The sequence below is a fragment of the Nonomuraea ferruginea genome, from assembly GCF_039540635.1.
GTDB classification, from domain to species: Bacteria; Actinomycetota; Actinomycetes; order Streptosporangiales; family Streptosporangiaceae; genus Nonomuraea; species Nonomuraea ferruginea.
Map to the genome: position 1 here is coordinate 83,646 of NZ_BAABFD010000004.1, position 26,265 is coordinate 109,910.

At 70.2% G+C, this 26,265-nt stretch carries 29 protein-coding genes; 13 read left to right on the forward strand and 16 right to left on the reverse strand.

Going from position 1 to position 26,265, the window contains the following annotated elements; translation table 11 throughout:
• The first annotated feature begins 126 nt into the window (after positions 1-126).
• Together ABD999_RS09210 and ABD999_RS09215 are read left to right on the forward strand one after the other, a co-directional pair.
• On the forward strand, positions 127-558 hold the full coding sequence (locus ABD999_RS09210; protein WP_271275272.1) for an ester cyclase: 432 nt from the start codon (positions 127-129) through the stop codon (positions 556-558).
• 182 nt (positions 559-740) lie between these two features.
• On the forward strand, positions 741-1,091 hold the full coding sequence (locus ABD999_RS09215; protein ID WP_219545028.1) for a DUF1330 domain-containing protein: 351 nt from the start codon (positions 741-743) through the stop codon (positions 1,089-1,091).
• 29 nt (positions 1,092-1,120) lie between these two features.
• Here ABD999_RS09215 and ABD999_RS09220 read toward each other — a convergent pair whose 3' ends face one another.
• The 4 genes from ABD999_RS09220 to ABD999_RS09235 form a co-directional block, all read right to left on the reverse strand.
• Complete coding sequence (locus ABD999_RS09220) at positions 1,121-1,426, reverse strand: hypothetical protein (RefSeq protein ID WP_271275273.1); 306 nt, start codon at positions 1,424-1,426, stop codon at positions 1,121-1,123.
• 186 nt (positions 1,427-1,612) lie between these two features.
• Complete coding sequence (locus ABD999_RS09225) at positions 1,613-1,750, reverse strand: hypothetical protein (protein WP_271275274.1); 138 nt, start codon at positions 1,748-1,750, stop codon at positions 1,613-1,615.
• Positions 1,751-1,800: 50 nt separating this feature from the next.
• Positions 1,801-2,382 (reverse strand): dihydrofolate reductase family protein, encoded by a 582-nt coding sequence (locus ABD999_RS09230; protein ID WP_271275275.1) that lies wholly within the window; start codon positions 2,380-2,382, stop codon positions 1,801-1,803.
• A gap of 65 nt (positions 2,383-2,447) precedes the next feature.
• Complete coding sequence (locus ABD999_RS09235) at positions 2,448-3,287, reverse strand: helix-turn-helix domain-containing protein (protein WP_271275276.1); 840 nt, start codon at positions 3,285-3,287, stop codon at positions 2,448-2,450.
• Positions 3,288-3,471: 184 nt separating this feature from the next.
• Between ABD999_RS09235 and ABD999_RS09240 the strand changes: the two genes are divergently transcribed.
• The 3 genes from ABD999_RS09240 to ABD999_RS09250 all read left to right on the forward strand — a co-directional run bounded on the left by ABD999_RS09240 (position 3,472) and on the right by ABD999_RS09250 (position 5,209).
• Complete coding sequence (locus ABD999_RS09240) at positions 3,472-4,140, forward strand: class I SAM-dependent methyltransferase (RefSeq protein WP_271275277.1); 669 nt, start codon at positions 3,472-3,474, stop codon at positions 4,138-4,140.
• Positions 4,141-4,149: 9 nt separating this feature from the next.
• Entirely contained in the window at positions 4,150-4,410 is a 261-nt protein-coding gene (locus tag ABD999_RS09245; protein ID WP_219545034.1) for a hypothetical protein, read from the forward strand.
• A gap of 79 nt (positions 4,411-4,489) precedes the next feature.
• On the forward strand, positions 4,490-5,209 hold the full coding sequence (locus ABD999_RS09250; RefSeq protein ID WP_271275278.1) for a VOC family protein: 720 nt from the start codon (positions 4,490-4,492) through the stop codon (positions 5,207-5,209).
• Positions 5,210-5,222: 13 nt separating this feature from the next.
• Here ABD999_RS09250 and ABD999_RS09255 read toward each other — a convergent pair whose 3' ends face one another.
• Positions 5,223-7,664 carry an ATP-binding protein gene (locus ABD999_RS09255; RefSeq protein WP_271275279.1) on the reverse strand — a complete coding sequence of 814 codons (2,442 nt, stop codon included), beginning with the start codon at positions 7,662-7,664 and terminating at the stop codon, positions 5,223-5,225.
• 87 nt (positions 7,665-7,751) lie between these two features.
• Here ABD999_RS09255 and ABD999_RS09260 point away from each other — a divergent pair, with 87 nt between their 5' ends.
• Genes ABD999_RS09260 through ABD999_RS09270 form a run of 3 tightly spaced genes read left to right on the forward strand, consistent with a single transcriptional unit; the run spans position 7,752 to position 10,044 of the window.
• Positions 7,752-8,501 (forward strand): hypothetical protein, encoded by a 750-nt coding sequence (locus ABD999_RS09260; protein WP_271275280.1) that lies wholly within the window; start codon positions 7,752-7,754, stop codon positions 8,499-8,501.
• 45 nt (positions 8,502-8,546) lie between these two features.
• Positions 8,547-9,692 carry an epoxide hydrolase family protein gene (locus ABD999_RS09265; RefSeq protein WP_271275281.1) on the forward strand — a complete coding sequence of 382 codons (1,146 nt, stop codon included), beginning with the start codon at positions 8,547-8,549 and terminating at the stop codon, positions 9,690-9,692.
• Positions 9,693-9,711: 19 nt separating this feature from the next.
• Positions 9,712-10,044 (forward strand): hypothetical protein, encoded by a 333-nt coding sequence (locus ABD999_RS09270; protein ID WP_271275282.1) that lies wholly within the window; start codon positions 9,712-9,714, stop codon positions 10,042-10,044.
• Positions 10,045-10,075: 31 nt separating this feature from the next.
• On the opposite strand, the gene ABD999_RS09275 is transcribed toward ABD999_RS09270, so the two are convergent.
• The 5 genes from ABD999_RS09275 to ABD999_RS09295 all read right to left on the reverse strand — a co-directional run bounded on the left by ABD999_RS09275 (position 10,076) and on the right by ABD999_RS09295 (position 16,196).
• Complete coding sequence (locus ABD999_RS09275) at positions 10,076-10,681, reverse strand: DUF4276 family protein (RefSeq protein ID WP_271275283.1); 606 nt, start codon at positions 10,679-10,681, stop codon at positions 10,076-10,078.
• Positions 10,678-11,940, reverse strand: coding sequence for an AAA family ATPase (locus tag ABD999_RS09280; protein WP_271275284.1), 1,263 nt, complete (start codon positions 11,938-11,940; stop codon positions 10,678-10,680). The genes ABD999_RS09275 and ABD999_RS09280 overlap by 4 nt, the downstream gene beginning before the upstream one ends.
• 155 nt (positions 11,941-12,095) lie before the next feature.
• Positions 12,096-14,324, reverse strand: coding sequence for a catalase/peroxidase HPI (katG, locus tag ABD999_RS09285; RefSeq protein WP_271275285.1), 2,229 nt, complete (start codon positions 14,322-14,324; stop codon positions 12,096-12,098).
• 14 nt (positions 14,325-14,338) lie between these two features.
• Positions 14,339-14,761, reverse strand: a complete 423-nt coding sequence (locus tag ABD999_RS09290; protein ID WP_148035661.1) for a Fur family transcriptional regulator — start codon at positions 14,759-14,761, stop codon at positions 14,339-14,341.
• A 70-nt stretch (positions 14,762-14,831) separates the two neighbouring features.
• Entirely contained in the window at positions 14,832-16,196 is a 1,365-nt protein-coding gene (locus ABD999_RS09295) for a hypothetical protein (protein ID WP_271275286.1), read from the reverse strand.
• Between ABD999_RS09295 and ABD999_RS09300 the strand changes: the two genes are divergently transcribed.
• Positions 16,165-16,803: a hypothetical protein gene (locus ABD999_RS09300; RefSeq protein ID WP_271275287.1), complete on the forward strand. Its 639-nt coding sequence runs from the start codon at positions 16,165-16,167 to the stop codon at positions 16,801-16,803. The genes ABD999_RS09295 and ABD999_RS09300 overlap by 32 nt on opposite strands.
• Positions 16,794-17,384 (forward strand): hypothetical protein, encoded by a 591-nt coding sequence (locus tag ABD999_RS09305; protein WP_271275288.1) that lies wholly within the window; start codon positions 16,794-16,796, stop codon positions 17,382-17,384. The genes ABD999_RS09300 and ABD999_RS09305 overlap by 10 nt, the downstream gene beginning before the upstream one ends.
• Positions 17,385-17,394: 10 nt before the next feature.
• Here the strand turns inward: ABD999_RS09305 and ABD999_RS09310 are convergent, their stop codons facing one another.
• Together ABD999_RS09310 and ABD999_RS09315 are read right to left on the reverse strand one after the other, a co-directional pair.
• Positions 17,395-19,206: a hydroxysqualene dehydroxylase gene (locus ABD999_RS09310; RefSeq protein WP_271275289.1), complete on the reverse strand. Its 1,812-nt coding sequence runs from the start codon at positions 19,204-19,206 to the stop codon at positions 17,395-17,397.
• Positions 19,207-19,290: 84 nt separating this feature from the next.
• Positions 19,291-19,920 (reverse strand): TetR/AcrR family transcriptional regulator, encoded by a 630-nt coding sequence (locus ABD999_RS09315; RefSeq protein WP_271275290.1) that lies wholly within the window; start codon positions 19,918-19,920, stop codon positions 19,291-19,293.
• A gap of 88 nt (positions 19,921-20,008) precedes the next feature.
• Here ABD999_RS09315 and ABD999_RS09320 point away from each other — a divergent pair, with 88 nt between their 5' ends.
• Positions 20,009-21,337 carry an NAD(P)/FAD-dependent oxidoreductase gene (locus ABD999_RS09320; RefSeq protein WP_148035656.1) on the forward strand — a complete coding sequence of 443 codons (1,329 nt, stop codon included), beginning with the start codon at positions 20,009-20,011 and terminating at the stop codon, positions 21,335-21,337.
• Here the strand turns inward: ABD999_RS09320 and ABD999_RS09325 are convergent.
• The 3 genes from ABD999_RS09325 to ABD999_RS09335 are packed head-to-tail and all read right to left on the reverse strand — an operon-like array spanning position 21,332 to position 23,437.
• On the reverse strand, positions 21,332-22,075 hold the full coding sequence (locus ABD999_RS09325; protein ID WP_271275291.1) for a class I SAM-dependent methyltransferase: 744 nt from the start codon (positions 22,073-22,075) through the stop codon (positions 21,332-21,334). The two genes, ABD999_RS09320 and ABD999_RS09325, sit on opposite strands and share 6 nt — an antisense overlap.
• A gap of 43 nt (positions 22,076-22,118) precedes the next feature.
• Entirely contained in the window at positions 22,119-22,832 is a 714-nt protein-coding gene (locus tag ABD999_RS09330) for an SRPBCC family protein (RefSeq protein WP_271275292.1), read from the reverse strand.
• Positions 22,829-23,437 (reverse strand): helix-turn-helix domain-containing protein, encoded by a 609-nt coding sequence (locus ABD999_RS09335; protein WP_271275293.1) that lies wholly within the window; start codon positions 23,435-23,437, stop codon positions 22,829-22,831. Before ABD999_RS09335 ends, ABD999_RS09330 begins: the two co-directional genes overlap by 4 nt.
• A 179-nt stretch (positions 23,438-23,616) precedes the next feature.
• Between ABD999_RS09335 and ABD999_RS09340 the strand changes: the two genes are divergently transcribed.
• Positions 23,617-24,393, forward strand: coding sequence for a calcium-binding protein (locus tag ABD999_RS09340; protein WP_271275294.1), 777 nt, complete (start codon positions 23,617-23,619; stop codon positions 24,391-24,393).
• A gap of 75 nt (positions 24,394-24,468) precedes the next feature.
• Complete coding sequence (locus ABD999_RS09345; RefSeq protein ID WP_219545050.1) at positions 24,469-25,710, forward strand: DUF1266 domain-containing protein; 1,242 nt, start codon at positions 24,469-24,471, stop codon at positions 25,708-25,710.
• Positions 25,711-25,713: 3 nt separating this feature from the next.
• Here the strand turns inward: ABD999_RS09345 and ABD999_RS09350 are convergent, their stop codons facing one another.
• Positions 25,714-26,205: a hypothetical protein gene (locus ABD999_RS09350; RefSeq protein WP_271275295.1), complete on the reverse strand. Its 492-nt coding sequence runs from the start codon at positions 26,203-26,205 to the stop codon at positions 25,714-25,716.
• Between the last annotated feature and the right edge of the window lie 60 nt (positions 26,206-26,265).

The following is a 26,265-nucleotide window of genomic DNA, read 5'->3' on the forward strand; positions in this document are numbered from 1 at the left end:
GGCCGCGAACCGATCGGTACAAAACGTGCTATGGTTGCTTCTTAACCGAGCGGTACAAAACATCCGCTCCGGTCGAACAGCCATCCCGGGTCAACCGGTCGGCATCGACACAATGGGAAAAAGATCATGAGCTCCGATGCGACGCGTTCGGGTATGTCGACCGAGGAACTGCGGGACTTCTACCTGCGGTACGTCGATCTGGCGAACAAGCGCGAGTTCCACCGCATGGCCGATTTCGCTCATGACGAGGTGATCATGGGCGGCACCCCGGTCAAGAGGGACGACATGGTGGCCGAGTTCTACAAGCACGTTGAAGCGGTGCCGGACTTCCATTGGGAGATCCAGGAGCTCGTCGTCGACGGTGACCGGGTGGCCGCCCGCCTGGTCGACACGGGAACGCCGGTCAAGGAGTGGAACGGTCTGGCCCCCACCGGGGCGTCGGTGTCGTTCGCCGAGACCGCCTTCTACCGGGTCGAGGACGGCCGGTTCAAGTCCATGTGGTACCTGATGGACGCCGACACGGTGCGGCGGCAGCTCGCCGGCGGACCGGCCGACTGAGCAGTGCATCGCGATGACCGCCGCTGACCTTTCCTCATCGAGGTCGGCAGCGGTTCCGCAGTCCGTGGAACGCGGGACGCGGCCTGCGATGCCAGTTCACCTACCTGGCAGGTAATCGCGCCGCTTACGAGGAGCTGTCAGGATCGGCAGCGCACCGAACACGACTTCATCGGGAGGACACCGTGCCGGCTTACGTCATCGCCCACCTGCAGGAGGCGGCTCCGCACCCGGAGATCGCCGAGTACATCGAGCGGCTCCCCGGGACCTTCGAGCCGTACGGCGGTCGCTACCTCGTCCACGTCACCCAGCACGAGGTGAAGGAAGGCAGCTGGCCCGGACATGTCGTGATGATCGGGTTCCCGGGGATCGCCGAGGCGCGGGCGTGGTGGGATTCGCCCGCGTACCGGGAGATCGCGCCGCTGCGCTCGCGGCACATCGAGGGCGACATCATCATGGTCGACGGCGTGCCCGAGAACTACAACCCGACGGCGGCCGTCACCGCCATCCGGGAGGCGGCGGGTCTGCCCGCGTAGGTCAGCGCCTGGGACAACGACGCCGTGTCTCAGTCCTCGTCGCGATCGACGTGGTAGGCGCGCAGCTTACGGCGCGCCTGGTGGCGGCTGCGGCGGCGCTCCTCGCGACGGAAGTGGTGCCACTCCCGGTGCCCACCTCTGGTTTCGTGAACGAGCACGTGGAAGCCGGGGGCGCCCCAGTAACAGCCGCCTCGGCGCCAGTTCGCGCTGTCGGCGGTGATCTCGTCCGGCAGCGTGCACGGGCCGAAACGGTGGTCATGCACGGGCACACAGGTGGTCAGCGGCGCGTCGGCCATCCGCACCCACCAGGGCCGGGTCTTGTCGGTCCTGCTCATACGGTCACCTTTCGGCTCCGTGACGCCCCTGACTGGGGCCGTCGCTAGACCGGGTGCACCGTGATCACCTCCGACTTCGCACACGACACAAGAGACCGAAAACCTGATCTCCACACTACTGCGGACCGCGGCCGGGGGCGCTGTCTCTTGTTGTCCGCTCATTCATCGTTCATCGTCGATTGACGATTAATGAGCGTACGGGCCGCGTCTGATGGACACGGACGACGTCATCGCGAAGTGCGGCGAGCCGGCCAAGGCGGCCAGGGCCGGGGAGCAGGTGATCGACTGCGGGTCGGCGGAGTTCGCGGCGGGATGCTTCGGCACGGGCCACCAAAGCGGAGTGACGGATCGCCTGGGACGCCTTCGGCGCTCGGTCATCGGCGTACCCGATACCGCAGGTGGAGCACCCGGTTGCCCTGGATCACCACGTCCGGGTCCTCCAGCAGATGCTGTGCGTCGTCCGACCCGAAGTAGCGCTTGCCGGACCCGAACACGACGGGTACGACGTCCATGCGCACCTCGTCGATCAGGCCCGCGGCGAGCATCTGGCCACCGACATCGCCGGCGGCGACCTCGACCACGCGGTCACCCGCGAGCTCCCGCGCCTTGGCCACGGCTGCCTCGACGCCGTCGACGAAGTGGAACGGCGCCTCGGGGTCCCAGCCCTCGGGCTCCGGCCGGTGCGTCACGACGACCACGTGGTCGACCCCGCTCGGAGGCTTCCCGTCCCAGCCGTCCGTCAGGTCGAAGACGTGGCGGCCGGCGATCGTGACTCCGATCTGGTCCCAGTACGGCCGGGTGTAGTCGTAGGACGTCCGCGACACCTTCAGCTCGCCGCTCTCGTCCAGCGGGACGTCACCGCTGGTCAGCCATTCGAACAGCGGTCCGGGCTGGTCATTCTCGTCCGCGACGAAACCGTCCACCGACACCGAGCCGTACATGACCACCTTGCCCACGGGGCTCTCCTCTGCTTCGGGGTGCCCCAAATTAGCGTGTCGTGAGCTGCCGCTCTTGTAAGAAATCAATCGGCCGGCAGCGGCCAGCCGTCAAGCGCGTGGCCGGGATGTTCGCGCAGGAACCGCCGCCGGACCTCGACGTACCGGGTCGGCGTGAGCCCGGTGAACGCCCGGAACTCGTGGCCGAAGTGGGCCTGGTCGAAGTAGCCCGCGCCACCGGCGAGGTCGCCCCAGTCGATCGGTCCGGCGGGGTTGATCGCGAACACGGTGGCGGTGAAGCGGTAGGCGCGGGCCAGCCGCTTCGGCGTGACGCCGATGAGCTCCTTGAACCGCTGTGCCAGATGAGTGCTGCTGACACCGGCCGCCACGCTCAGGCCGCCGATCGCCACCGCCCCGCTGGCCGCCGCGATGACGCTGCTTGTATGGCGGACCAGCCCCAGGCCGGTGGTCTCGCACAGCCGTCGCATCAGCTCCTCCTCGAGCAGCGTCAGCATCTCGTGCGGTCCGTCCGCCGTGGCCAGCCGGTCTCGCAGCTCAGCGACGGCGGGCTGGCCCCACACCTGCTCCACCGTCACCGGCCGATCACACAACTCGGCCGCGGGCATCGGCAGGAACGGCGCCAGCCCCCACGGCTTGACGTGCACGCCGACGGACCGGGTCCGGAGTGGGTAGCCGAACTCCCACGCGCGGGTGGGCATGGTGACCACGCAGCCGTCGGCGTACTCGGCCGTCTCGGTGCCGGTGCCGGCGCGGATGCGGAACGGCGCCCCGAGGTTGACGATGAGCAACGCCGACGGCGCCGGCGGCAGCGTCAGCCGGGGGTACGGCGGCTCGCCCTCCAGGTAGTAGAGGTCGTCGATCAGCCCGTCCAGCGGCGGTCGCGGGACTCTGGACACGTACTCCACGCGTCACAGCATCGCCGATGCGCGGGCGGGCCACCAGATCGGCTCACTGGCGCCGGCCTACTCCGATCGGGCCGTACGCGCAGATCGGATCGTTGTGATCGTCTGCTCGAAGGGGACCTCTTTCAACGCCGGGTCGCGGTGGCATGCCTGTTGTCGGAGCTCTCCCGTACGGCATCATGACGCGATGAGCGTGCGCTACGACGAGGTGATCGGTCTCCTCCGGGAGGCGTACGACGGCGGTGCCGAGCAGCGGGATGCCGCCACGAAGTCCGCGTGGAAGCTCGCGGAGCGTGAGGCGTTCCTGGGCTGGCTGAAGGGGCACGGTTGCCGGCGACTGCTGGAGGTCGGTGCTGGGACGGGTCAGGACAGCGCGTACTTCCAGGAGAACGGGCTGGACGTCGTGGCCGTCGATCTGTCGCCTGCCATGGTGGCCCTCTGCCGGGAGAAGGGCGTCGAAGCCCATGCCATGGACTTTCTCAGTCTCGACTTCGAGCCCGGTTCGTTCGACGCGGTGTACGCGCTGAACTGCCTCCTGCATGTGCCCGACGGTGACCTGCCGGCGGTGCTGGGCGCGATCCACACGGTGATGCGGCCCGGTGGGCTGTTCTTTCTCGGTGTGTACGGTGGGGGCGGGCTGACGGGGGAGAGCACTTTCGAGCAGGATGATCATTATCCTCCTCGGTTCTTCTCCTTCCGGGATGACGAGCGGCTTCAGGAGTACGCGCGCGAGTGCTTCGAGATCGTCGACTTCCACGTCGTGGGGACTCATGGATGGCGATTCCAGTCGCTGACACTCCGCCGTCCGGCGTCAAGCCCTGACCTGGATCAGCGCGCCGGGGGCGGGGGCCCGTAGGATCCGGCCATGAGGATCATCGGCGTCCCCGTACAGGTGTGGGGCGCGATCGCGTTAGTCCTGGCCGTGGTGTGGGTGTTCGTGTGGCCGCAGCGCGAGGTCGACGGGGTGGCCTATCTGATCCTGCGGTGGGGTCATGCGCTGGTGTGGCTGCTGCTGGGGATCGCGGCGTTCCTGGCGCCTGTGGCGTCGACGGCCGCGAAGGGGACGGGCATGGCCGCCGGGCTGGTCTACCTGGCGTTCCTGGTCACCGTCAGCATCAACGGCTGAAATCGGCATGGTCGGATCCGGCGGCCGGGGTAGGCTCTGAGCAGCTAGGCAAATTTGGTTAGCTGGAGATGGAGAGACCATGGCCAACGAGATCACCGTGCCGCTGCTGCCCTGCCCGTCCATCGACGAGATCGCCGACTTCTACACCATGCTGGGCTTCACCCGGACCTACTACCAGGTGCGGCCGAACCCGTTCGTGGCACTCCAGCGCGAAGACCTGCGGCTGGGCTTCTTCGGCATCCCGGGCTTCAACCCGGAGGACTCCTACGGAAGCTGCTCCGTCATCGTGTCCGACACCGGGAAGCTCTTCGAGGCGTTCGCCGCGGGCATGCGCCGGACTCACGGCAAGATCCTGGTCTCCGGGATCCCTCGGATGACCCGTCCACGCAAGCGCAAGAACGACGGGAACCACACCGGATTCGCGGTCATCGACCCCGGCGGGAACTGGATCAGGTTCTCGGCCGCCCAGCCGGAGCCTGAGGAGGAGGCCGGCGGAAAGCTCACCGCGACGCTGCACAAGGCCGTGGTGATGGGCGACTCGCACGGCAAGCACGTACGGGCGGCGCAGATCCTGGACGCGGCCCTGGAGCGGGACAAGGACACCGCTACGGCGGCCGAGCTGCTCGAAGCGCTGGCCTATCGCGCCGAGCTCGCGCTCCGCGCCGAGGATCCCGCGGCTGCCGGCGACGCCCTCGGGCGGGCCCGTGCGCTGGCCCTTTCCGAAGCCGATCGTGACAGGCTCGCCGGGACCCTGGAAGCCCTCGCGGACGTGGAGGCCGTTCTCCGGCCCGGAACATAGGACGTGTGTGTGGTCAGGAGGGGCTCGTTCTTCCGGTCGGGGGTCCGGGGACGGTCATGGCGCGGGATATCTCGGCCAGTGCCCACTCTCTCGGTTGGGGGGTGGGCAAGGTGTGGGCCAGGTCGGTCGCGCGGGTGAACTCGCCGGTCCGGGCCATGGTGATGATGACGGTGGCTGCGGTCTGCGGGTCGGTGGTGAGGGCGAGGGCGCGGTCGTACTGGCCGAGTGTGGACAGGGCTTGGGCCAGGTCAGCCGTCGCCTGTGGGGGAAGGGAAGCGCTTTCGGCGAGCAGCTCGTCGATCGTGCGTTCGGCCCGGTGGGTGTCGCCGGTCGCGGCCCAGGCCCGCGACAGGCGAGCCCGGAGCCGGACGCGGAGGGCTGGATCGGTGGCCTGGGCGGCTGTCGCGTCGGCGTGGAGGAGTACCTGCGAGACGCGGCCTGGCGGGGCGTCTGTGGCTGCCAGCGCTTCTGCCACCGAGGACAGCGCGCCGCACTGTTCCAGCGTGTCTCTGACGTCCAACGCCGTCCGGAAGGCGCGGTCGAGCTGCCCGGACGCGATCAGGACGGCGGCCAGTGCCGCGGGAGTGTGCGCGGCGGCTTCGGCCTGGGCGAGTAACTCGGCCGCCTGGTCGAGCCGGCCGGTCGCGAGCAGGGCGTCGACCAGTTCGCGGAGCAGGCGGTCGTGATCGCGGGAGGAGGTCACGGATCGGGCTGCGGTCTCGGCGTCCCGCAGTAGTGCGACGGCGTGGTTGAGCTGGCCTGACCGCGTTCGGGCCTTGGCCACCGACAGGAGCGCCTCCGCCCGGGGCGCTGCCTCCTCTATGGCCAGCGCGATGGATTCGGCCTGGTCGAGCCGTCCGGCCTGCGCGTGCCCGGCGGCCACGCGTTGTAGTGCCCAGGACCGTTGGCCCGGGTCGGGGATCGACGGGGTTCTCTCGTACGCGTCGTCGTATGCGCCGATGTCGCACAGTGCCCGTACGAGGTCGGGCCACGGCGACGGCCATCGGGCGGCGGCGATCACGTCGGCGCGGTCGAGCAGGCCCGCCCGTCCCAGGGCGGCCGCCAGCAGCCGCCAGGCCTCGAACCGCTCCTGCTCCTCGTAGAGGGTGTGGACCAGGAGCTCGGCGCGGCGCAGCAGCTCGCCCGCCTGTTCCCGGCGGCCCGCGTGGGCCAGGGCGTCGGCCAGCTCCGCCAGACCGCGGATGTGACGGATGTCGTCAGTGCCGTCTACGGCCAGGGCAGCGGCGGCGGCCTCGTCCAGGATCTCGCCGGCGCGTTCGGGCCGGCCGGCCTCGATCGCCGAGCGGGCTATCCGCGCGAGGGCCTGCTCACGCCGGAAGCGGTCGGCGATCGCGCGGGCGAGCGCCACCGCACGGTCGATCCGACCGGCCTGCGCCATCGTGACCGCAACGTCGACCTGCAGGCCGCCGTCCAGGGCACGGACGTCGCCGAGCACCGCCGCGAGGCTGACGTCCGGGGTTTGGGCGTTGCGGAGCGTCGCCGCGTCGCCCGCGTGCATGTCGCTGTCCGGGTCCTGGGCGTTGTGGAGCGTCGCCGCGTCGTCGGCGTCCCGGGGCTGGGCGTGGTCGAGTAGTGCGGCTGCCTGGGCTTTTCTTCCTGAATGGAGGAGTTGACGGGCCAGGGTGATGCGGCCGGCCCAGTCGGGGGTGGTGAGGGCGCGGGTGAGGTCTCCGCGTTCGGCGCAGGCGAGGGCGAGGGCGCGCAGTTCGGCCTGACGGGTGCCGGGGTTGGGGATGGCTCTGGCCGCCGTCTCGGCTCGGCGCAGCAGCGCCGCCGTACGGTCTGGATCGTCGAGGGCCAGGGCGGCGGCGCGCAGTGCCTGGGTGCGGCACGATGGGTCGGCGATGTGCTCGGCGACCTCTACGGCCTGGTCGCCGCGCCGGGATGCGGCGAGTGCCTCGGCGACCACCAGCAGTGCGATATCGCGTCGCGGCCGGTCGGTGACGAGGAAGAGCGCGGTGGCGTAGGCCTGATCGAGCCGGCCGGCCCGGACGAGGGCGCGCGCGAAGGCGTCCCACCCCCAACTGGGATCGGGATCCCGCCCGGCCACTGTCACCGCGCGGTCGATGTCGCCGGCCATGACCAGCGCCTCGGCCAGGGCTCTCAGGCCCGTGGGGGAGAGCTCGGCTTCGGTAATGGGGGCGAGCGCTTCGGTGGTCCGGCCTGCCCGGGACAGGGCGGCGGCCACCGATCCGAGCGCGCCGATGCGGTCTTCCACCCGCTTGATGGCGTTCGCCGCGCGCAGTGCCTGTTGGAGCGGGCAGACCGTGGCCATGCCCGCGGCTACCGCGATCAGGATCCGCTCCTGCGGGCCGGTCGCGTCCTGGGCGATCCGCAGGGCGCGGTCCATCGCGTCGGCGGCTCCGTCGAGGTCGCCCTTCAGGGCCATCACCTCGGCGGAGGCTCCCAGCGTGCGGATCGATGTCTCCAGCACAGGGTCCAGCCTAATGAGGAAAGCGGTGGCTTCCCCGGGATCGCGGGGTGCGGGACGATGGGAGTTCCAGCCTTAACATGGCGGTGGATGGCGATGACTGCGTCCGAGATGGTGCTCGCCGGGTTGTCGGCGGTGGTCGTGGTGGCGGTCGTGGGGTGGCGCGGGCTGGTGAGGGCCCGGCTGCGGGCCGAGGTACGCAGTCGTCGAGCGGCGCTCCGGTCGCGGTCCGGGACGGCGCGTTACTTCTTCGACCGTGAGCGCGGGCGCTGGAGGCCGGAGCTCGACGCGGCGATGGCGGGCAAGCTGGAGGAGCTCGACCGGCGTGAGGCGGAGGTCGGCGCGCTTGCGGCCGGTGATCCAGGGCTGGGCGACGTCGCGAGCCGGCTGGGCGGTGACTACGAGAGCTTCGGCAACCTGGTCAGGGCGCTGTCTGAGTGCGAGGCCGCCGCGTCGGGGCCGCATCCGGATATCGACGAGCTGCTGCCGGAACGCGCTTCTTCGGAGGCGGTCGCCGCCCTCCGCAGCCGATGGGACGGGCTGGAGGAGCGCCGCGTCCGGCTCGTCCACCGGATACGGGACTCGTCTCCGGACGCCTGGGCGAAACTGGCGAGCAGCGCCACCTCGCTGGGTGCCGACTGCATGCGGCTGACCGCTGACGTCACCCGGGCCTGGGAGCGGATGTTCCCGGACCGCGCCGCCGCCAGGGCCGCCGAGGAGCAGGCGGTGTTCGAGCACATCCTGGACGACATCGCCCGCCGGGGCCGGGCCACTACCCGACGGCCGGATCGCTCCCGCGCCCATGTCTCCGACCCTCGCCAGTACGGCGATCAGGCGTGATATTGCGGAACCGGATGTTCCGCGATGGTCTCTAGCTTGGTCCGCATGACACATGACGTTCGCCCGTTCCGTATAGAGATCCCCCAGGCTGACCTGGACGACCTGCGCGACCGCCTGGCCCGTACCCGCTGGCCCAGCCGGCTGCCGGGAGCCGAGTGGAGCCGGGGGGTTCCCGTCTCGTACCTCAAGGAGCTGGTGGAGTACTGGGCGGGTGCGTACGACTGGCGGGCGCAGGAAGCGAAGCTGAACCGGTTCCCGCAGTTCACGACCGAGATCGACGGGCAGACCGTGCATTTCTTCCACGTACGGTGCGCCGACCCCGGCGCGCTCCCGCTGGTCATCACGCACAGCTGGCCGAACTCGATCGTGGAGTTCACGGAGCTTCTCGGCCCGCTGTCGGAGACCTTCCACGTGATCGCGCCCTCGCTGCCGGGGTTCGGGTTCTCCCCGTTCCCCGAGCCCGCCGACGAGCGGCCGTGGAGCGTCGAGCGGGTGGCCCGGACGTGGGCGGAGCTGATGGGCGGGCTGGGTTACGAGCGCTACGGGGTGCACGGCAACGACGCGGGGGCGCTGGTCTCGCCGCGGCTCGCCGCGCTGGCCCCGGAGCGGGTGGTCGGGGTGCACATCACCGGCGGCGTCGGCATGCCGACCGGGGATCCGGCCGAGCTGGAGGGGCTGTCGCAGGAGGATCGGGCGATGGTCGAGCACGTGGCCGGGATGCTGAGCGGTGAGGGCGGCAGCGGGTACGCGCCGTACCTGGCCGCGCGGCCGCAGACGCTCAGCTACGGGTGGGCGGATTCGCCGGTGGCCCAGCTGGCCTACCTCGTGGAGCGGTTCAAGGAGTTCGACGGCTGGCCCGACGGGGAGGCGCCGCGGGAGCCGGTCGACCGCGACCTGGTTCTCGGCAACGCGAGCCTCTACTGGCTGACGGGCACCGGCGGGTCGTCGTCGTGGACCTACTACGAGGGCGCGGCCGGCATGCCGATCGACCAGAAGGCGGTGCCGACGGGCGTCTCGCACGGCGGCCCCGACGCCTTCCGCCGGCTCGCCGAGCGCGGGAACGCCATCGTGCACTGGGAGGACCACGAGCACCCCAGCCACATGCTCGCGATGGCGGCGCCCGGCCCGCTGGCGGCCGACATCCGCACGTTCTTCTCGGGCCTGGGTAAACCCGTCGATCTCGGGCGGTGATCGGGCCTACCCTGATCGTATGGCCCATGCGAAGACGTCCTTCGTCTGCCTGCCCTGCCGCGCCTCGTACAAGCAGCCTTACGATCGCGGCCGCGACGCCCGTCCCTGCCCTCGCTGCGCGGGGCCGCTGATCCACGTCGGTTCCGCGTTCGCGGCCCCTCCCCGGCGGGACGCCGCGGCCTGGCGGGTGCTCTCTGTGCTGCTGCACGCGGGCGTCCGCTTCCACAAGAGCTGCTGCGGTGGTCCCGGTTACCGTCCGCGCACCCTCGGCGAGGTGCGTGCGCGGATGGCGTACGCCCGCGCTACCGGTGAGCCGTTCGCCAAGGCTCTCGTACGGCACGAGCTACCGTGAAGCGCAGCCGCGTCCAGGCTTGAGACGTCCTCTACGGTGTATCCCGGATGAGGAACTCGACATCTCGCCAGAGTTTGTCGAAGGACGTCGCGTTCGCGCGGGCAAGACGAAGGTCGAACTGAGCGGCCAGGCTGGTCTGGTGCTTGGTCGGACTGTACGGGCGGTTGTCGGTGCGGCGATGGGAGAGCCATTCCTTGCAGCCTCGCGGCTGCTCAGGATCGGCCGGTACTTCGAGGTCGGCAGCCATGCCCGCGCAGTTGCGCAGTGAGCTGGCCGAGGCCAGGAACCAGGCCTCGAACTCGCGGTTCGCGAGCACTACCGCGCTGCGTAGATCGGGCCTGGCGTCCTGGGCGCGGCCGAGTAGCCGGGGGCCGAGTTCGGCGGGACAGTCGTCATCGGCGTCGAGGAGTACGAGCACCCCGGTAAGGGCGTTCTGGCCGGCGGTAGCCCGATCGATTTCGGACTCGATGCCGCCCTTGGAGATCAGCGAGTTGCGGCTCACCCGCCACGGCCGCGGGACGTCCACACAGAGGTCAGGGGCGATCTCGGCGACGAGCCTGCGAAGGAGGACCGGCAAGGCCTGTACCTCGCCGTCGCCCTCGACGAGGGTGACGATACGGAGAGGCGCACTGGTCAAGCTCCCTCCTCCTCATCGGAGCGCAACTGCCCGTGGCGGTGGTAGTCCGCCAAGTAGGACGGGTTCTCTCGCAAGACCTGGAGCGTCTTACGGCTCAGTTCGCCGATCCTGCTGACACCGGCGGCCATTTCCACCAATCGCAGACTCGACGGCTGGAGTTCCTCTGCCGTGAGCAGGTCCGAGCTCTGCGTGGTCGCGATCACCTGAGTCCAGTGGGAAGCCTCCGCCATCGCCGCCAGGAGCCCGGAGACCTTGGCGGGGTGAATGGCGAGCTCCGGCTCCTCGATCGCCAACAGGGGAATGCCGCCCGCGAGAGCGTCGGGCTGGTTCAATGCCGTCAGCACACCCGTACCGCGGACGGTTCCCTCGGAGAGTTGCTCACGCTGGAACACCTGGACGTGCGGGTCGCCTGCGTGCACGGTCCCGGCGTTCACCGCTTCCCAGAAGGGCACGATCGGATCCCCGTTCCAGAATCGGGCCTCGATGGTGGCGAAGTCGCCCTGCATTCGGCGATCCACGCCGAGCAGCGACGGGACCAGCCAGCGCATCCAGCCGTCCACGGACTCCTTGGCCTCGGGATGCTGATCGGCCAGGAGTCCCAGCACCTGGCCCAGGTGTTCTCCTCGCTCGCCGAGTTGTGTCTGCCTGACCCTGGTGTCGTCCAGTTCGCGCAGCGTATTGGTGTCGAGGTCGTAGAAGCGCATCGAGGTGAGCGCCCGTAGCACTGTGTCGTAAGGAGTGAGGCGCCCTACGACAGGGAGCAGAAGCTCGTCCGGGCCCAGCCGGGCACCGGGTAGGTCGTCTCCGCGGACTATCCGCTCCCCGCTGATCGCGTCGATGGAGTATTGAGCGTGAGCTTCCCGCGAGATGAGCCGCAGCTTCTCCGTGAGCACGAGGAGCGGACGCTCCTGGTCCGGATCTCGGCCGATCTGGATCTCGTACGTAGCCTCGCCTTGGACAGAACTGAAGGCGAGATGCAGTTCGATGAGGAAAGAGGGCGCGGCTCGACCTGTTGACGTGTTCCTGTGCAGGAGCGAATCGAGGCTGCCGCGTTCCGCCACCGCGCGGGAGGGGGACAGCACGAGCGCGTCGCGTACGAAGCGAAGCGCGTCCAGAAAGTTGGACTTCCCCGACGCGTTGAAGCCCGCGAGAATCGTGAGTGGCTCCAGACGGACGTCGCACGTGGCGATCGAGCGGAAATCACGCACCCGGACCCTCGTCACGAACGGAGCCGCATCCCGGTGGATCTTCTCGTTCATGACATATCAGCCCCTGGTATCTCCGTACGGAGTGCTTCGTCTCGGTTCTCCGAGGCGGGATCGTGCATGGACTGACAGTAGCTGTGATGGATGCCGGTGAGTGACTGACCGGAGAACGTCCAGGCCGGCCGTGCGGGCCGGCCTGGACGGTCGGATCAGGACAGGTCGAACCGGTCGAGGTTCATGACCTTGTCCCACGCCGCGACGAAGTCGTTCACGAACTTCTCCTTCGCGTCGTCGCACGCGTACACCTCGGCGAGCGCGCGCAGCTCGGAGTTCGAGCCGAAGACCAGGTCGGCGCGGCTACCGGTCCACTTGACCTCGCCCGTCGCGGAGTCGCTGCCCTCGAACGCGTTGGCGTCGCCGGCGACCGGCTTCCACGTCGTGCCCAGGTCGAGCAGGTTGACGAAGAAGTCGTTGGTCAGCTGGCCCGGGGTGTCGGTGAGGACGCCGAGCTGCGACTGCCCCTGGTTGGCGCCCAGGACGCGCAGGCCGCCGACGAGGACCGTCATCTCGGGGGCGCTCAGGGTGAGCAGGTTGGCCCGGTCGAGCAGGAGGTACTCGGCCGGCAGGCGGTTGCCCTTGCCCAGGTAGTTGCGGAAACCGTCGGCGGACGGCTCCAGCACGGCGAACGACTCGACGTCGGTCTGCTCCTGCGACGCGTCGGTGCGGCCCGGCGTGAAGGGCACCTGGACGTCGTAGCCGGCGTCCTTGGCGGCCTTCTCGACGGCGGCGGCGCCGGCGAGCACGATCAGGTCGGCGAGCGAGATCTGCTTGCCGCCGGTCTGGGAGCCGTTGAACTCCTTCTGGATCCCCTCCAGGGTGCCCAGCACGTTCGCGAGCCGGTCGGGGTCGTTGACCTCCCACCCGATCTGCGGCTGCAGGCGGATGCGCGCGCCGTTGGCGCCGCCGCGCTTGTCGCTGCCGCGGAAGGTCGAGGCCGAGGCCCACGCGGTGGACACCAGCTCGGACACCGACAGGCCCGAGGCGAGGACCTTCGCCTTGAGCGCGGCGACGTCCTCGTCACCGACCAGCTCGTGCGTCACCGCCGGCACCGGGTCCTGCCACAGCAGCGTCTCGGCCGGGACCTCCGGGCCGAGGTAGCGGGAGGCGGGGCCCATGTCGCGGTGGGTCAGCTTGAACCAGGCGCGGGCGAAGGCGTCGGCGAACTCCTCGGGGTTCTCGTAGAAGCGCCGCGAGATCGGGCCGTAGATCGGGTCCTCGCGGAGCGCGATGTCGGTGGTCAGCATCGACGGCGCGTGGCGTTTCGACGGGTCGTGGGCGTCGGGGATCGAGTCCTTGCCGGCGCCGTGCTTCGGCCGCCACTGGTGGGCGCCGGCCGGGCTCTTGGTCAGCTCCCACTCGTAGCCGAACAGGTTCCAGAAGAAGTTGGTGGACCACTTCGTCGGCGTCGAGGTCCAGGTGACCTCCAGGCCGCTGGTGATGGTGTCGCCGCCCTTGCCGGTGCCGTAGGTGCTCTTCCAGCCCAGGCCCATCTGCTCGATGGGGGCGGCCTCGGGGTCGGGACCGACGTGGTCGGCGGGGCCGGCGCCGTGGGTCTTGCCGAAGGTGTGACCGCCCGCGATCAGGGCGACCGTCTCCTCGTCGTTCATCGCCATCCGGCGGAACGTCTCCCGGATGTCGCGGGCCGCGGCCAGCGGGTCGGGGTTGCCGTTCGGGCCCTCGGGGTTGACGTAGATGAGGCCCATCTGGACGGCGCCGAGTGGGTTCTCCAGCTCGCGGTCGCCGGTGTAGCGCTCGTCGCCCAGCCAGGTGGACTCGGGGCCCCAGTAGACGTCGTCCTCGGGCTCCCAGACGTCCGCACGGCCGCCGGCGTAGCCGAACGTCTTGAAGCCCATCGACTCCAGGGCGACGTTGCCGGCCAGGACCAGGAGGTCGGCCCACGAGAGGTTCTTGCCGTACTTCTTCTTGACCGGCCACAGCAGGCGGCGGGCCTTGTCGAGGTTGGCGTTGTCGGGCCAGCTGTTGAGCGGCGCGAAGCGCTGCTGGCCGGCTCCGGCGCCGCCGCGGCCGTCACTGATGCGGTAGGTGCCGGCGGCGTGCCAGGCCATCCGGACCATGAACGGGCCGTAGTGGCCGAAGTCGGCGGGCCACCAGTCCTGCGAGGTCGTCAGCAGCTCGGCGATGTCGCGCTTGACGGCCGGGAGGTCGAGGCTCTTGAACGCCTCGGCATAGTCGAAGTCCTCGCCGAGAGGGTTGGCCACGGCGGGGTTCTTGGCAAGGATCTTCAGGTTGAGGCGGTCCGGCCACCACTGGTGGTTTCCGCCACCCTGCGTCGGGTGCGGCGCGCGGTGTGCGACCGGGCAGGCGCCTTCGCCCTCCGTCTTGGGGTCGGTGACGATCGCATCATGGTTCTCGGTCATGGGAGTCCTTCGGATCAGGCGGTGGAACAGTCGGGGCACCGGCCCCAGAAGATGACCTCGGCTTCGTCGATCGAGAAGCCGTGGTCGTCGGACGCGCTCAGGCATGGCGCGTGGCCGACCGTGCAGTCGACGTCGGCGACGGCGCCGCACGAACGGCACACGATGTGGTGGTGGTTGTCCCCCACGCGCCCCTCGAACCGGGCCGCGCTGCCGGCCGGTTCGATGCGCCGTACGAGCCCGGCGGCGGTGAGTGCGTGGAGGGCCTCGTAGACAGCCTGGAGGGAGATGTGGCCTACACGATCGCGCACCCCCGAGGCGATGGTCTCGACATCGAGATGGTCACCGTCCCGGACGGTCTCGAGCAGTGCGACCCGGGCGGCCGTGACCCTCAGGCCGGCCCCGCGCAGCTCCTCGGCGGTGGTCTTGGGTGCGGTCATGGTGGTCAACCTACTGACTAAACCTGAACGATACAAGTTAATGAAGGACCCAAGTTTGGTGAACTTCCGGTCATGAGCGCTTCCGGAGGCGTCCGGTCGTCAGGTCCAGGGCGTGGACGCGATCACTGGTGTCGCGGACGAGGAATCGCCCCTTCTCGGTCCAGCCGAGACCGGCGGCGAGGTACTCGTCACCGAATTCCGGCTCGACGCTGGACACGCGCGTGCCGGTGTTCGAGTCGTAGGTCTCGACGCGTATCAGGCCCCGGACGATCACGAGGCGGCGGCCGTCCGGAGAGAGGTGGTACGTGTCCCCGACGAAGTTCTTGCCGAGCTTCCGGGCAGGGAGGCGCATCCGCGTCCTGCCCCGGTGGTCGAGGACGAGCACTCCGGCCGGTGTCGTGGCGACGATGCCGCCCAGGCTGAGGTCGTGCACCCGCCGAACTCCGGGGATCGACACCGTGGTCCAGGTCTGGGTGTCGATGATGCGTGCGCCTTCCTTGACCAGGGCGACATATCTGTTCTGGCGGGCGAATGTGGCCGTGGGCACCGCGGCGTCGGCGAGAGGGCCGGTGAGAGGGCGGATGTTCTCGGCGTCCTGGTAGACCATCCGGCGATCGCGCCTGCCCAGGTAGACGACGGCCTTTCTGTTCTGGCTGCGGGCGAAAGGCGGCTTCGTGGGCGCCTTGCCTTTCCTGCTGATGTACGGGGCGGCCTGGGGAAATGGCTCACCGTTGACTTGCCATGACTGGCAGGGGTCGTCCAGCAGGTCGTTCAGCGCGCAGGTGGGAGCGGTCAATTTCCGTGCTGTCGTGAATGCGGCCGTCCCGTCGGGAACCGATTTCTGCACGGTGTATTCGGGCAGAATCCGTTCCGGTGCCTGGCCGGGGGTGAGCAGCGCGCCCGACAGGACGATCGCGGTTCCCGCGAGGTAAAGAGAGCGGGTCGACCAGTGGCCGATGGCCAGTTCGGCGGGGGACGCCCCGGCCGGTGGGCGAGGGGCGGGTTCACGGGTGAGGTGCCGCACGGCCAGCGCGACGGCGAGGACGGCGGCCGTGCGGGCCAGGACTTCCGCCGTGAACTCCCGGTCCACCACGAAATAGGCGCATACCGCGAGGGAGCCCGCCAGGCTGAGCTGCCAGGTCGTCCGATAGATCTCCGTCTGGAGCGCGGGTTGTCGCGCGTGGCACAGAACGCTGACCGCACACCAGCCCAGCACCAGATAGAACGGGTCATCGGTGAGGAGGACCAGTGGGACGGCGGGAACGAGAGTGATCAGCCGCCACCGCCGCCGCTCGGCGAAATGGTCGATGATCCGGCGGGCGTCGGCTGATGTGACGGTCAGGCCGGTCAGTTCGGCGAACCTGCTGAGCCGCTCCCGGGTGACCGGCGCGAGCGCCACCAGGATGGCGATCGTCGTGACTATCCAGGTGATCATCGGCGGTGTCGTCACGACTTGCCACCATATAAGGTTCTTTCTCGTGGGTTCGGATGAAATATGGGAGCGATTCGGTATCGCCTCGTGGCGTGCCCATCTGGCGCGATTACGACTCGTCGTCGCCGCAGGACTTTCGCTCACCGTTTTCGCCGCGGCCTTCTGGTGGTCGGGGGCGATAACGCCGCGCATCACCTGGGAACCTGAGCCGTTTTTTGCCAGGGCTCACGTGGATGAGCGCGGCATCCTGAGCATCAGGCTCGAAATCGCGGTGGAAAACGAGGGAATAACCCCCTTCGTCCTCACAGGTTTGTCGATGAACATTCCCGGCCTGCGCCTTCTTCCCGCGGAAGAGACGGAAGAGATCGAAGTGGATGCCGGAGGCCGGGAGTGGCTGACCAGGCAGATCGCCATCACCGACTGCGCGGCGGTGCCGCACGAGCCTCGGCCGGTCAGCTTCACCTATAGCACCTGGATGGGCTCTGGTTCGGCGGAGGCGATGTGGGGCCCCTGGTGGATGTCGAACACCGCCGGAGGAGTGCCTGTCGCCTGGCAGCGAGCACTCGCTATAGACGCCTGCAGCAAGGCGGTGAGCGGGGAATGGTTCTGACGCTCCCGTACGAGGAAGGTCCCGCGGGTCTCCGCCCGCTCAAGCGGATCGTCGCCGGTCTCGTCATCGTGTACTGCGCCCTTCGCGTCAACGACTTCGACCTGCTGCTGAACCCTCTCGGCTGGGCGATGTGCGCGACCCCGCTGCTCCTGCTGCGGCGATCGGCCGGGGACCCCTTCGACCTGGCCAGGACCTCGGTCCTGGCCATGGTCTGCCTGTCGGCGGTCGCCGTGTTCGCCGGCTGGGTGGGGCCGAGCCTCGGGACCACGCCCTCTCCCGTCGTCGAACTGATCGGCGTCGCCGAGGGAGTGGGCGGGCTGGTCGCCGTCTGGCTGATCACCGACGCCGTCATCAGGAGGATCCGGTCGTACGGGATCGCCTCCGGGGTGGCGGTCCTCGACGTGCTGCGCTGGGTCGTGGTCGGGCTGGGCGCGCTCGGCACGCCGGCCGGTCTCGGTTACACCGCGCTGGGGCCCGTCGTGGCGGTCGGCTGGTTCGCGTGTCTCGCCGCGTTGCTCGTGATGCTCTACCGGTCGGCCAAGCTTCCGTACGCGGCATCCGTACGGAAGCTCGGCGAATGATCCGAAGGTCTCACGGCCAGTACGGGGCGAGGATGTCGAACTTGTTCGGCAGGCCCAGCTGGTAGCGGATGTCGTCCAGGTCGTAGAGGGACTTGAACTCCTTCGGCAGGTAGAGGTCGTACAGCCTGGCCTTGGTCGCCGAGGAGCCGGCGGCGTCGAGGATGGCGTTGGCGGTCTTGCGGCCGGCCTCGTTGCCGCCCTCCATGGTCGCCAGGTTGATGTTGTTGCGGACGTAGTCGGCGGCCAGGTAGAAGTTCGGGATCCGGGTGGTGGCCTCGGGACGGTTCGCCCAGGAGCTCGGGGAGTTGATGAGCAGCGGCTCGTCGTTGGCCACCGCGGGGGTGCCCTCGCCGGTGATCGCGGGGTCGACGAACCAGCTGTGTACGAGCGAGTCCGGCAGCAACTGGTTGCCGTTGGGGGTGACGGCGCGGATCTGGGCCAGCACCTCCTGGACGATCTCCGGGCGGGTGCACTGCTTGGCGGTCTTCCCGAACAGGATGCCCGGACTGTTCCAGTCGGACAGGTCGATCGACAGGCAGTCCTTGGCCACGCCGTCTCCGTAGGCGGCGGGGAAGTCGGTCGTCCAGAACTGCGCCTGGCTGATCGAGGTGAGCGCCCACGGGGTGCCGGCGTAGACCAGGTGGCCCTCGACGATCGGCGTGGGCTGCTTGAGGTAGATCATGACGCCGTTCATCCAGTCCGTCTCCAGGTGGCTCAGGCGGGCCAGCTGGGGGTCGGCGGACTTCATGGAGGACGACAGGAGCGGCATGACCCGCTCGATCGGCATCGCGGCCACGTAGTGGTCGGCGGTGACGGTGCCGGCGGCGCCGGTGGGGTCGGTCACCCGCGCGCCGGTGATCCGCCCGCCGGAGTGGTCGAAGCCGGTGGCGGACCAGCCGACCTTGAACTGGACGCCGAGCCCGGTCAGGTAGTCGATCCAGGGGTTGATCCACACGTCGTTGGACGGGCCGTTGAGCACCTGGTCGGGCGGGCCGTACGGGCCGAGCCCGAGGCCGCTGTAGAGGAGCGCCTCGAACATCATCGCGATCGTGCGGGTGTTGGCCCTGTCGGGCTGGGCGGCCACCAGGGAGGCGGTGAACATCCTGGTCAGCAGCTCGCGGTACTCGACCGACATGATGTCGGACTTGGTGAAGTCGGAGAAGCTCATGTTCTCCCACTGGCCGAGCTTCCGGCGGGGGCCGCTGGTGATGAACGTGATCATCTTCGACAGGAAGAAGTTGATCTGCGTGAGCGGGATGGTGGTGCCCGCGATGATCGCGCTCCGTAAGAAGTCCTGGATGACCTCCGGGGTGAGCCCGTTGCTCAGTTCGCTGGGGATGGGGACGCGCAGGAACTTCTTCCGGTAGGCGATGGCCGTGAGGCTGGCGGCCACCAGGTTGTCGCGCACGGTGCCCGAGCCGAACGGGATGCGGCTCATCGTGTCCGGCAGGTTCTGGTAGAAGCCGGGGAAGAAGCGGAAGCCGTGCTCGCCGGGCAGGTCCTTGCGCCCGCCGGTGGCGGTGCCCGGCACCGGGATGCTCCTGGACTTGCCGCCGAGGACCTTGCGTTCGTACACCGTGACCTGGAAGCCGCGCTCTGCCAGCTCGTGGGCGGTGCTCAGGCCGCCCATGCCGGCGCCGAAGATCGCCACGTTGCGGCCGGTGACACTGCTCTTGAGCAGGGCGGGGGCGGCCGCTCTGGCGCCTTCGGCGCCCCATAACGGCCCGGCCGCCGCTCCTGCTGTCGCGGCCAGCGCGCCGGTGACGAACCTCCGCCGGTTGATCCCGCCCTGACCGTTGTCCCGGGTCTCCTGCTCTGCCATGGTGCGGCCTCCGCTCACCGTTTAGCTAACCGACACAGCTGTTGGTTCAGCTAGGCGAGACGATGAACGCGTGGATCACTCTTGTCAAGACGCGGATGTGCGCCCGGGTGTGTGGGAGAGACCGTTCCACAGCACGAGCATGGCGGCGTCGACGAGTTGCTCGCGCGGCATCTGCGGGTTTCTTGCCCACCACTGGGCGAGGCCGTCGGTGCCGGAGATGAGCAGCTCGACCACGGCGTGGGCCGCGTCGGTGTTGGGGTCGAGGCCGAGGTTGCGCAGGTCGCGGCCGAGCATGACGGCGACCGAGCGGGTGCGGGCCTCGCGGATGCCCCAGCGCACGGCCTTGATCTCCGGGTCGTCCTCGTCGGTGTGGTCGAACAGCAGGCGGCGCGCAGCCGGCCAGTCCTCGGAGAAGCTGAAGTAGGCGTCGAGCGTGGCGCGCAGCCGGCGGCCGGGAGAGCCGGTACCGGTGATGCGGGCGCCGATGTGTTCGACCAGGCGCGCGTTCTGTTCCTGCAGGACCGTGATGAGCAGCACCCGCTTGGACGGGAAGTGGTCGTAGAGGACCGAGCGGGTCACCCCGGCCGCGGCCGCGATCTCTTCCATGGCGGTGGCGTGGTAGCCGCGGGCGGCGAAGACCTCCAGAGCCGCCTCGGTGATGCGGGCCCGACGGGCCGAGCCCCGCATGCGTTTCTTCGGCTCCTGGATCGCCATGCCCGGCAGCCTACCCCCGACCCGTTGACGCCGCGCCGCTGCGGGCATAAAACCGACACTAGAGTCGGTTAGCGCGCCAGGAGGCCCGATGCCAGAGCATGCGGACGTCGTCATCGCCGGAGCACGCTGCGCGGGTTCTTCCACCGCGGCAGCCCTGGCGCGGCGCGGATGCAAGGTGATCGTCGTGGACCCGGCGCGGTTCCCCTCCACCACGGTCTCCACCCATCTGCTCTTCGCGTCGGGGGTCGCCGAGTTATCCAGGGTCGGCGCCCTGGAACGGGTGGAGAAGATCGGCGCGCCCAAGCTCTCCCGTGCCTTCGTCGGCGGCCCCGGCCACGCCGCCTCCGGCCGCTACACCCCGATCGACGGCATCGACTACGGGCTGTGCGTGCGGCGGACCGCGCTGGACGCGGCCCTGGTCGAGACGGCCCGCGAGGCCGGCGCCGAGGTCAGGGAAGGTCACCGCGTCGTCGACCTCCTGTGGGAGGGAGGCCGGGCCGTGGGCGTCAAGGTCAGCGAGCGCGGCGGCCGGGAGTACGAGGTGCGCGCCAACCTGGTCGTCGGCGCCGACGGGCGCCGCTCCACCGTCGCCCGGCTGGCGGGCGCCGAGCGGCCGCGCGCGTTCCACGCCAACGGCCGGGCCTGCTACTACGCGTACTACGAGGACCCGCGGGAGGAGTGGCGCACGACCGCGGCGATGTGGCTGACCGGGCGGGAGCTGGGCAACGCCTTCCCGTGCGACGGCGGGCTGACGATGGTGTTGCTGATGCCGCCGGCCGAGCGGGCCGCCGACTTCAGGGGCGACCTGGAGGCGGAGTTCGCCCGTACCGTCGGTTTGGTGCCGGGGCTGGCGAAGCGCCTGGAGGGGTGTACGAAGGCGACGAAGATCGTCAGCTCGGCGGCGCATCCGTCGTACTTCCGGACCTCGGCGGGGCCCGGCTGGGCGCTGGTCGGCGACGCCGGGCACTTCAAGGACCCGGTGACGGCCCAGGGCATCCGCGACGCCCTCAGGTTCGGGAGGCTGCTGGGCGAGCGGGTCGCGGGCGTGGTGGACGACGCGGCGGCCGTCGACGAGGCGACCCGGGCCTGGGAACGGTCGCGTGACGCGCAGTGCCTGATCATGTATCACTGGACGAACCTGCTCGGGCGCGGCGACGGGCTCGCGTACGTGCAGATAGAGCTGCTGCGAGGGCTGACCGAGGGGCCCGGCGGGGTCCGGCGGATCCTGGAGGTCTACTCCAGGATCCGCGACCCGCGCGAGACGCTGGCCATGGGCGGCATGATCAAGGCGGTCGCCCGCGCCCTGCGCGACAACCCGCGCTCCCGCCTGGCCGTGCTGAAGGCGACGGCCGAGACGCTGCGCGAGATCGCCGGGCATCACGACGAGGCAAGGCGGCTGCTCCGCCCCGCCTCATGACCGCCCAGCGGGGTCCGACGCGCTGACCGGTGCCGTCCCGGCTTGTGAAGGGTGTCCGGTGGTCATCGGCTCGGCCCCGCCCTGTGAGGGGTGGGCGATCAGCACGTAGCGTTCGTCGCTGATCGGGCGGCCCCACAGCGCCGGGTCGGTGAGCTGTTCGTGGTGGACCACCCGGGCGATCGGGGCGAGCGCCTGGGCGAGCCGCTCGGCGGGGACGCCGCCGAGCCAGGGCAGCGGGGGCGACGGCGACGCGTACGGGGTCTGCCCGGGGGCGTCCCAGCGGCCTTCGACCAGCACCAGCCGGCCGCCCGGCCGGAGCAGCCCCAGCCAGCGGCGCAGCGCGTCCTCGGGCGCGGGCAGGGTCCACATCAGATGGCGTACGAGGATCGCGTCGTAACGCGCGCCGGCCTCCACGGGCGGGTCGGCGGCGTCGCCGACGTGCAGGGGTACGCCGAAACCCGCCTGCTCCAGCTTCAGGCGGGCCTGGTCGATCATGCGCGGGGAGAGGTCGACGCCCGTGGGGCGGTGGCCCTGCCGGGCCAGGAGAAGGGTCAGCGAGCCCGTGCCGCAGCCCAGGTCGAGGATGTCGGAGGCCGCGCTGGGCAGCCACTGGGTGAGCCTCAGCCACCAGGCCGCGCGGACGTGCGGGCTGCGGAGACCGTGGTCGGGCTCCTGGTCGAAGGCGTCGGCTGATGAGTCCCAGTAAGTCGAGATGGGAGCGAGATCGGGTGTCGGCACCCGCGCAGTCTCGCAGCGGGCGCCGACAGTTTCCGCGCGGCGTTCAGGCGGCCGGGACGGCCCGGGTCCACCAGGCGTTCCAGCGCGCCTCCAGGTCCGCGAACTCCTCGTTGGTCCGCCCGTACGTGGTCAGGATCATCATGGCGACGCCCTCGGGGTGGACCGGGACCGGCGGGGTGTGGGCGACCACGAGGAGACCGTCGCCCCAGCCGTCCACGGTGAGGCCGAGCTGGTGGTCGGAGCGGAACCAGACCGTGCCCGCGAGCGGCTCGCCGGTGGGGGCGGCGTGCTCGTACGGGGTGCCGGGGGCGAGGCCCGCGAGCGCGTCGAGGCCGGCGGCGGCCAGCGGTGGGGTGGTGCCGTGGCCCGAGAGGAAGACGGTGCGCCGGTCGGCGCCGGGGTGGCGCTCCAGGGCGAACTTGAGCTGGTGGATGAAGGTGACCCAGCCCTCGTTGACGTCGTCGTAGTAGGCGTCCCACTCGGTGTCGCCACTGAGCGGGGCGCGGGTCATGCGCAGGTGGGTGCGGCCCTCGCCGGCGTCGGTCAGCTCGAACCTGTCGCCGCCCTGGACCTCCATCCAGTGCTCCTGCGGCGACTCGGTGACGTGCTCGGCGTAGATGAAGTCGATCTCCTTGTCGAGGCCGTCGAAGTGCCAGCCGTGCCAGCGCCGGATCTGCTCCGGGTCGCGCAAGGCCCGCCACACCTCCCCGACCGGCGCGGAGATGGTGACCTCGACGGTGAACCGCTCTTCCGTCATCTGCCTGGCTCCTTGTGTGGGGTGGGATGGCCGCCGGCGGTGAGGCGGTAGGGCCTGCCGCCGGCGGTGTCGTAGCGGGCCGCGACGCGGGAGACGGCCTCCGCCAGCTCGTCGGTGAAGCGGTGCACGTCGCCGGGCTCGGCGAAGCGCACCTCGGCCTCCAGCGTGAAGGTCAGCAGGCGGACGCCCTGCCGGTCGGCCTCCGCGGCCATCCGGGTGACGTCGCGTACGGTGCCCGCGGCGACCTCGACCAGGTGCTCGGCGGCGTGCCGGTCGGCGATGCGGGCGAAGCCGGCGTCGACCTCGGACGGCTCGGCGGGGGAGCCGAGCACGCCGGGGTCGACGAGGAAGGCCTTGGCCGTGGCGCGCATGACGCGCTCGACGCAGCCGCGGCGGCGGCGCTCCTCGACGAGCTCGACCAGCTCCTCCTGCTCCAGCACCTTCAGGTGGTAGCCGACCCGCTGGCGCGGCATGTCGAGCTCGGCCGCGAGCTGCACCGCCGACGCGGGCTCGCGCAGGCGGGCGAGGAGCTGCCTGCGGATGGGCGTCAAGGCGACGCGCAGGCGCTCGGGCTCGTCCATGAGCGACATCTCGGTGGCTGCCATACGGCGATGAAACCATTGGACAGTTTTTCCTGTCAATTGGACGAGTGTGCATTTTTCGCGATTACGCCTGATACGTGGAGTTATGCACGGTAATGAGCAGGCCGCTGCCGCACCGTAGGGGACGAACATGAGCGGCGCTCGACCGATCGCCGCCGGAGATCTCATACGGGGTGAAATCCATGAACAGCATCAAGCGTGGCGTGGCTCGCGTGTCCCTGCTCGGCGGCCTGGCGGCCGGCGTGCTGGCCGCGACGCCCGCCGCGGGCAACGCCGTGGCCGGTGAGCCGACAGTCACCAGGAGCGGCGTCACCGTCACCATCACGGCGCCGAACATCGCCAGGGCCGACAACGTGACCGTCCAGGAGGTGAGCGGCCGGCTGCACGTGTTCGGCGCGGTCGTCGCCGGGACCGGCTGCACCACGGTCTCCGCCAACGAGGTGAACTGCGGCTCCGGCGTCACCACGGTCAACGCCGCCCTGGGCGCGGGCAACGACCGCTTCTCGTCGCTGGTCGGCGTGCGGGGGACCGTGGACGGCGGCACGGGCGGCGACGTCTTCCTCGCCGGGCGCGGCTTCCGCGGCACCGGTCTGACCTACGTGGGCGGCGGCGGCGCCGACACCGTCGACTACGGCTCCAGCGGCACTCCCGTGAAGGTGAGCAAGAACGGCGCCGCGGACGACGGCCGGCCCGGTGTCGACCTCGACAACGTCGCCTCCGACGTGGAGACCGTCCGCGGCACCGTCGGCGCCGACACGCTGATCGGGCACTCGGGCGCCGACACGCTGATCGGCGACCAGGGCGCGGACACCCTCGACGGCAAGGGCGGCGACGACGTGATCGACGCCCGCGACGTCCAGGGCACCAAGGACACCCTGGTCGACTGCGGCACCGGCACCGACCAGGCGTTCGCCGACCAGGCGGACGCCCCGGTGTCCTGCGAGACCGTCTCCAAGTAGAGAACCCGGAGCCCGGCACGAGAACTCCCGTGCCGGGCTTCGTCACATGATCCATTAAGTCGCTATATTTCGCCCATGCCTCCCCAGGACGAGACGCACGACGAGGTGCTCCCGAGCATGGACGACCCACCGGCAGGGGAACGGTGGCTCGCGCCCGCGCTCAGGGAGCAGCGGCTGTACGAGCTGTGCCGCGACGGCGGCGACGAGGCGCACCTGGCCTACCTGAGGATCGTCGCGGCGGAGGGGCTCTACCGGCCGGTGGCTCTCGGGCAGGCCGTGGGCAGCGACGGCGCCGCGCCGCTGCACGTGACCACGCTGCCGGACGGACGCCGGCTCGTGCAGGTGTACACGGTGGGCGTGCTGCCCCGGCCGCATCCCGACGTGGTGTACGAGTTCATCACGCTGCGGGGCCTGATCTCGCTCTGGCCGCGGGACGTACGCGTCCTCCTGGTCAACGGGGCGACGCCGTGCGCGCGGGCGTTCCTGGCCGGGGAGGACGAGCGGGAGACCTGGCTCGGGCTGCACGACGAGCTGTTCGAGCCCGACGGCACCTGCGACCGCATCGAGACCCGCCGCACCGGCATGCCGCACGACGAGGGCCTGCTGCGCGGCCTCGCGTGCGGAGCCCACCTGTGTTACGGCAACGGCGACGCCTGGAACACGCTGGACTGGCACGGCGCCGGCTACAGCAGCGAGGTCGAGCGGCTGGCCGGAAGCTGGGGGATCGACGGCCACGACAGCTGGCTGGACACCACGGAGCTGCTGCTCGCCGCCGAGCTCAGCCCGTGGGTGTGGGACTACGTGCTCGGCGCCCGCCTCTGGCTGGCCCAGGAGACGGGCGAGCGGCGCGTCGACCCGGTGGTGTGGCGCGACTGCGTCGAGCAGAGCATCCGCTCGCAGCTCCAGGACGAGGTCTCCGGCGAGGAGCTGGACGACCTGGCGGCGAGCCTGCGCGGGCTCGCGGGCAAGATCATGCGGTACGAGTCGCGCTTCCGGGCCGACGGCCTCCTCCCGCCCGACGGGTACGTGCGCACCGTCGCCGCCTGGGACCTGGGCCGCGCCACGATGGTGGCCCGGTGGGGCCGCGGCGCCCGTTACGCCGGCGAGCAGGAGCTGCACGCCGCGGTCGAGCGGGCGGGCAAGGCGGTGCAGGCCGCGTACGGTTCGTGGCCGGAGTTCTCGGCCGGCTACATCCTCGGCCGCTGCCTGCACTTCGACGAGGAGACGTTCGGCGACTGGTACACCACGGTCCTGGACGCCCACCGCGCCCTCCTGGCCGCCCCCGACAGCCCGTGGAACACGGTCCCCCTGCACTGACGGCTAGCCGCGGCCCGCGCCCCCGGCGCCGCTCGCGCACACGGTGGACCGGGTGTGGAAGAGGCCGTAGTGCTTGCCCCAGTAGATGCGGCCCGTCGCCATGACGCAGCCGCGCGAGATCTTCAGCCGGGCGGTGTCGGTGCGGCCGGTGTACCAGCCGCGCCTGGCCGTCGACTGCAGCTGGCCGTCACACCGGCCGAAAGCGCTGCTGGGGCGGGCACAGTGCTTCAGCATGATCGTCATGTGCTTCCTGGTGCCCCAGGTGGCGTTCGTGGAGTTGAGGTACGCGCAGGCGGTCGAGGTGCGGGAGTCGTAGAACACGTGGATGTACGCCGCCTTCAGGAACTCCCGCGTGTGGACCGCCTCGCGCATCACCCGCTTGCCGGAGCAGGTCGGCAACTGAGTGGACGACTGGGCGGACGACTGGGCGGACGCGGCGGCGGGCAGACCGGTCAGCGCGGCGGCGGCGACGAGCCCGACGATCAGGGATCGCATGATGTCTCCTCAAGGCTGCGGCTCGCACTGCTGTGCGAGCATGAGTGGTTCGCAAGACGC

Excerpts from the sequence above, each read along its gene's own strand:
- katG (WP_271275285.1), bottom strand. The coding sequence starts at position 14,324 with ATGACCGAGAACCATGATGCGATCGTCACCGACCCCAAGACGGAGGGC.
- ABD999_RS09265 (WP_271275281.1), top strand. The coding sequence starts at position 8,547 with ATGACACATGACGTTCGCCCGTTCCGTATAGAGATCCCCCAGGCTGAC.
- ABD999_RS09260 (WP_271275280.1), top strand. The coding sequence starts at position 7,752 with ATGGCGATGACTGCGTCCGAGATGGTGCTCGCCGGGTTGTCGGCGGTG.
- ABD999_RS09270 (WP_271275282.1), top strand. The coding sequence starts at position 9,712 with ATGGCCCATGCGAAGACGTCCTTCGTCTGCCTGCCCTGCCGCGCCTCG.
- ABD999_RS09250 (WP_271275278.1), top strand. The coding sequence starts at position 4,490 with ATGGCCAACGAGATCACCGTGCCGCTGCTGCCCTGCCCGTCCATCGAC.
- ABD999_RS09300 (WP_271275287.1), top strand. The coding sequence starts at position 16,165 with ATGGCGATCGTCGTGACTATCCAGGTGATCATCGGCGGTGTCGTCACG.
- ABD999_RS09345 (WP_219545050.1), top strand. The coding sequence starts at position 24,469 with ATGCCTCCCCAGGACGAGACGCACGACGAGGTGCTCCCGAGCATGGAC.
- ABD999_RS09240 (WP_271275277.1), top strand. The coding sequence starts at position 3,472 with ATGAGCGTGCGCTACGACGAGGTGATCGGTCTCCTCCGGGAGGCGTAC.
- ABD999_RS09315 (WP_271275290.1), bottom strand. The coding sequence starts at position 19,920 with ATGGCGATCCAGGAGCCGAAGAAACGCATGCGGGGCTCGGCCCGTCGG.
- ABD999_RS09330 (WP_271275292.1), bottom strand. The coding sequence starts at position 22,832 with ATGACGGAAGAGCGGTTCACCGTCGAGGTCACCATCTCCGCGCCGGTC.
- ABD999_RS09220 (WP_271275273.1), bottom strand. The coding sequence starts at position 1,426 with ATGAGCAGGACCGACAAGACCCGGCCCTGGTGGGTGCGGATGGCCGAC.
- ABD999_RS09340 (WP_271275294.1), top strand. The coding sequence starts at position 23,617 with ATGAACAGCATCAAGCGTGGCGTGGCTCGCGTGTCCCTGCTCGGCGGC.
- ABD999_RS09310 (WP_271275289.1), bottom strand. The coding sequence starts at position 19,206 with ATGGCAGAGCAGGAGACCCGGGACAACGGTCAGGGCGGGATCAACCGG.
- ABD999_RS09350 (WP_271275295.1), bottom strand. The coding sequence starts at position 26,205 with ATGCGATCCCTGATCGTCGGGCTCGTCGCCGCCGCCGCGCTGACCGGT.
- ABD999_RS09305 (WP_271275288.1), top strand. The coding sequence starts at position 16,794 with ATGGTTCTGACGCTCCCGTACGAGGAAGGTCCCGCGGGTCTCCGCCCG.
- ABD999_RS09295 (WP_271275286.1), bottom strand. The coding sequence starts at position 16,196 with ATGATCACCTGGATAGTCACGACGATCGCCATCCTGGTGGCGCTCGCG.
- ABD999_RS09210 (WP_271275272.1), top strand. The coding sequence starts at position 127 with ATGAGCTCCGATGCGACGCGTTCGGGTATGTCGACCGAGGAACTGCGG.
- ABD999_RS09280 (WP_271275284.1), bottom strand. The coding sequence starts at position 11,940 with ATGAACGAGAAGATCCACCGGGATGCGGCTCCGTTCGTGACGAGGGTC.
- ABD999_RS09320 (WP_148035656.1), top strand. The coding sequence starts at position 20,009 with ATGCCAGAGCATGCGGACGTCGTCATCGCCGGAGCACGCTGCGCGGGT.
- ABD999_RS09245 (WP_219545034.1), top strand. The coding sequence starts at position 4,150 with ATGAGGATCATCGGCGTCCCCGTACAGGTGTGGGGCGCGATCGCGTTA.
- ABD999_RS09335 (WP_271275293.1), bottom strand. The coding sequence starts at position 23,437 with ATGGCAGCCACCGAGATGTCGCTCATGGACGAGCCCGAGCGCCTGCGC.
- ABD999_RS09290 (WP_148035661.1), bottom strand. The coding sequence starts at position 14,761 with ATGACCGCACCCAAGACCACCGCCGAGGAGCTGCGCGGGGCCGGCCTG.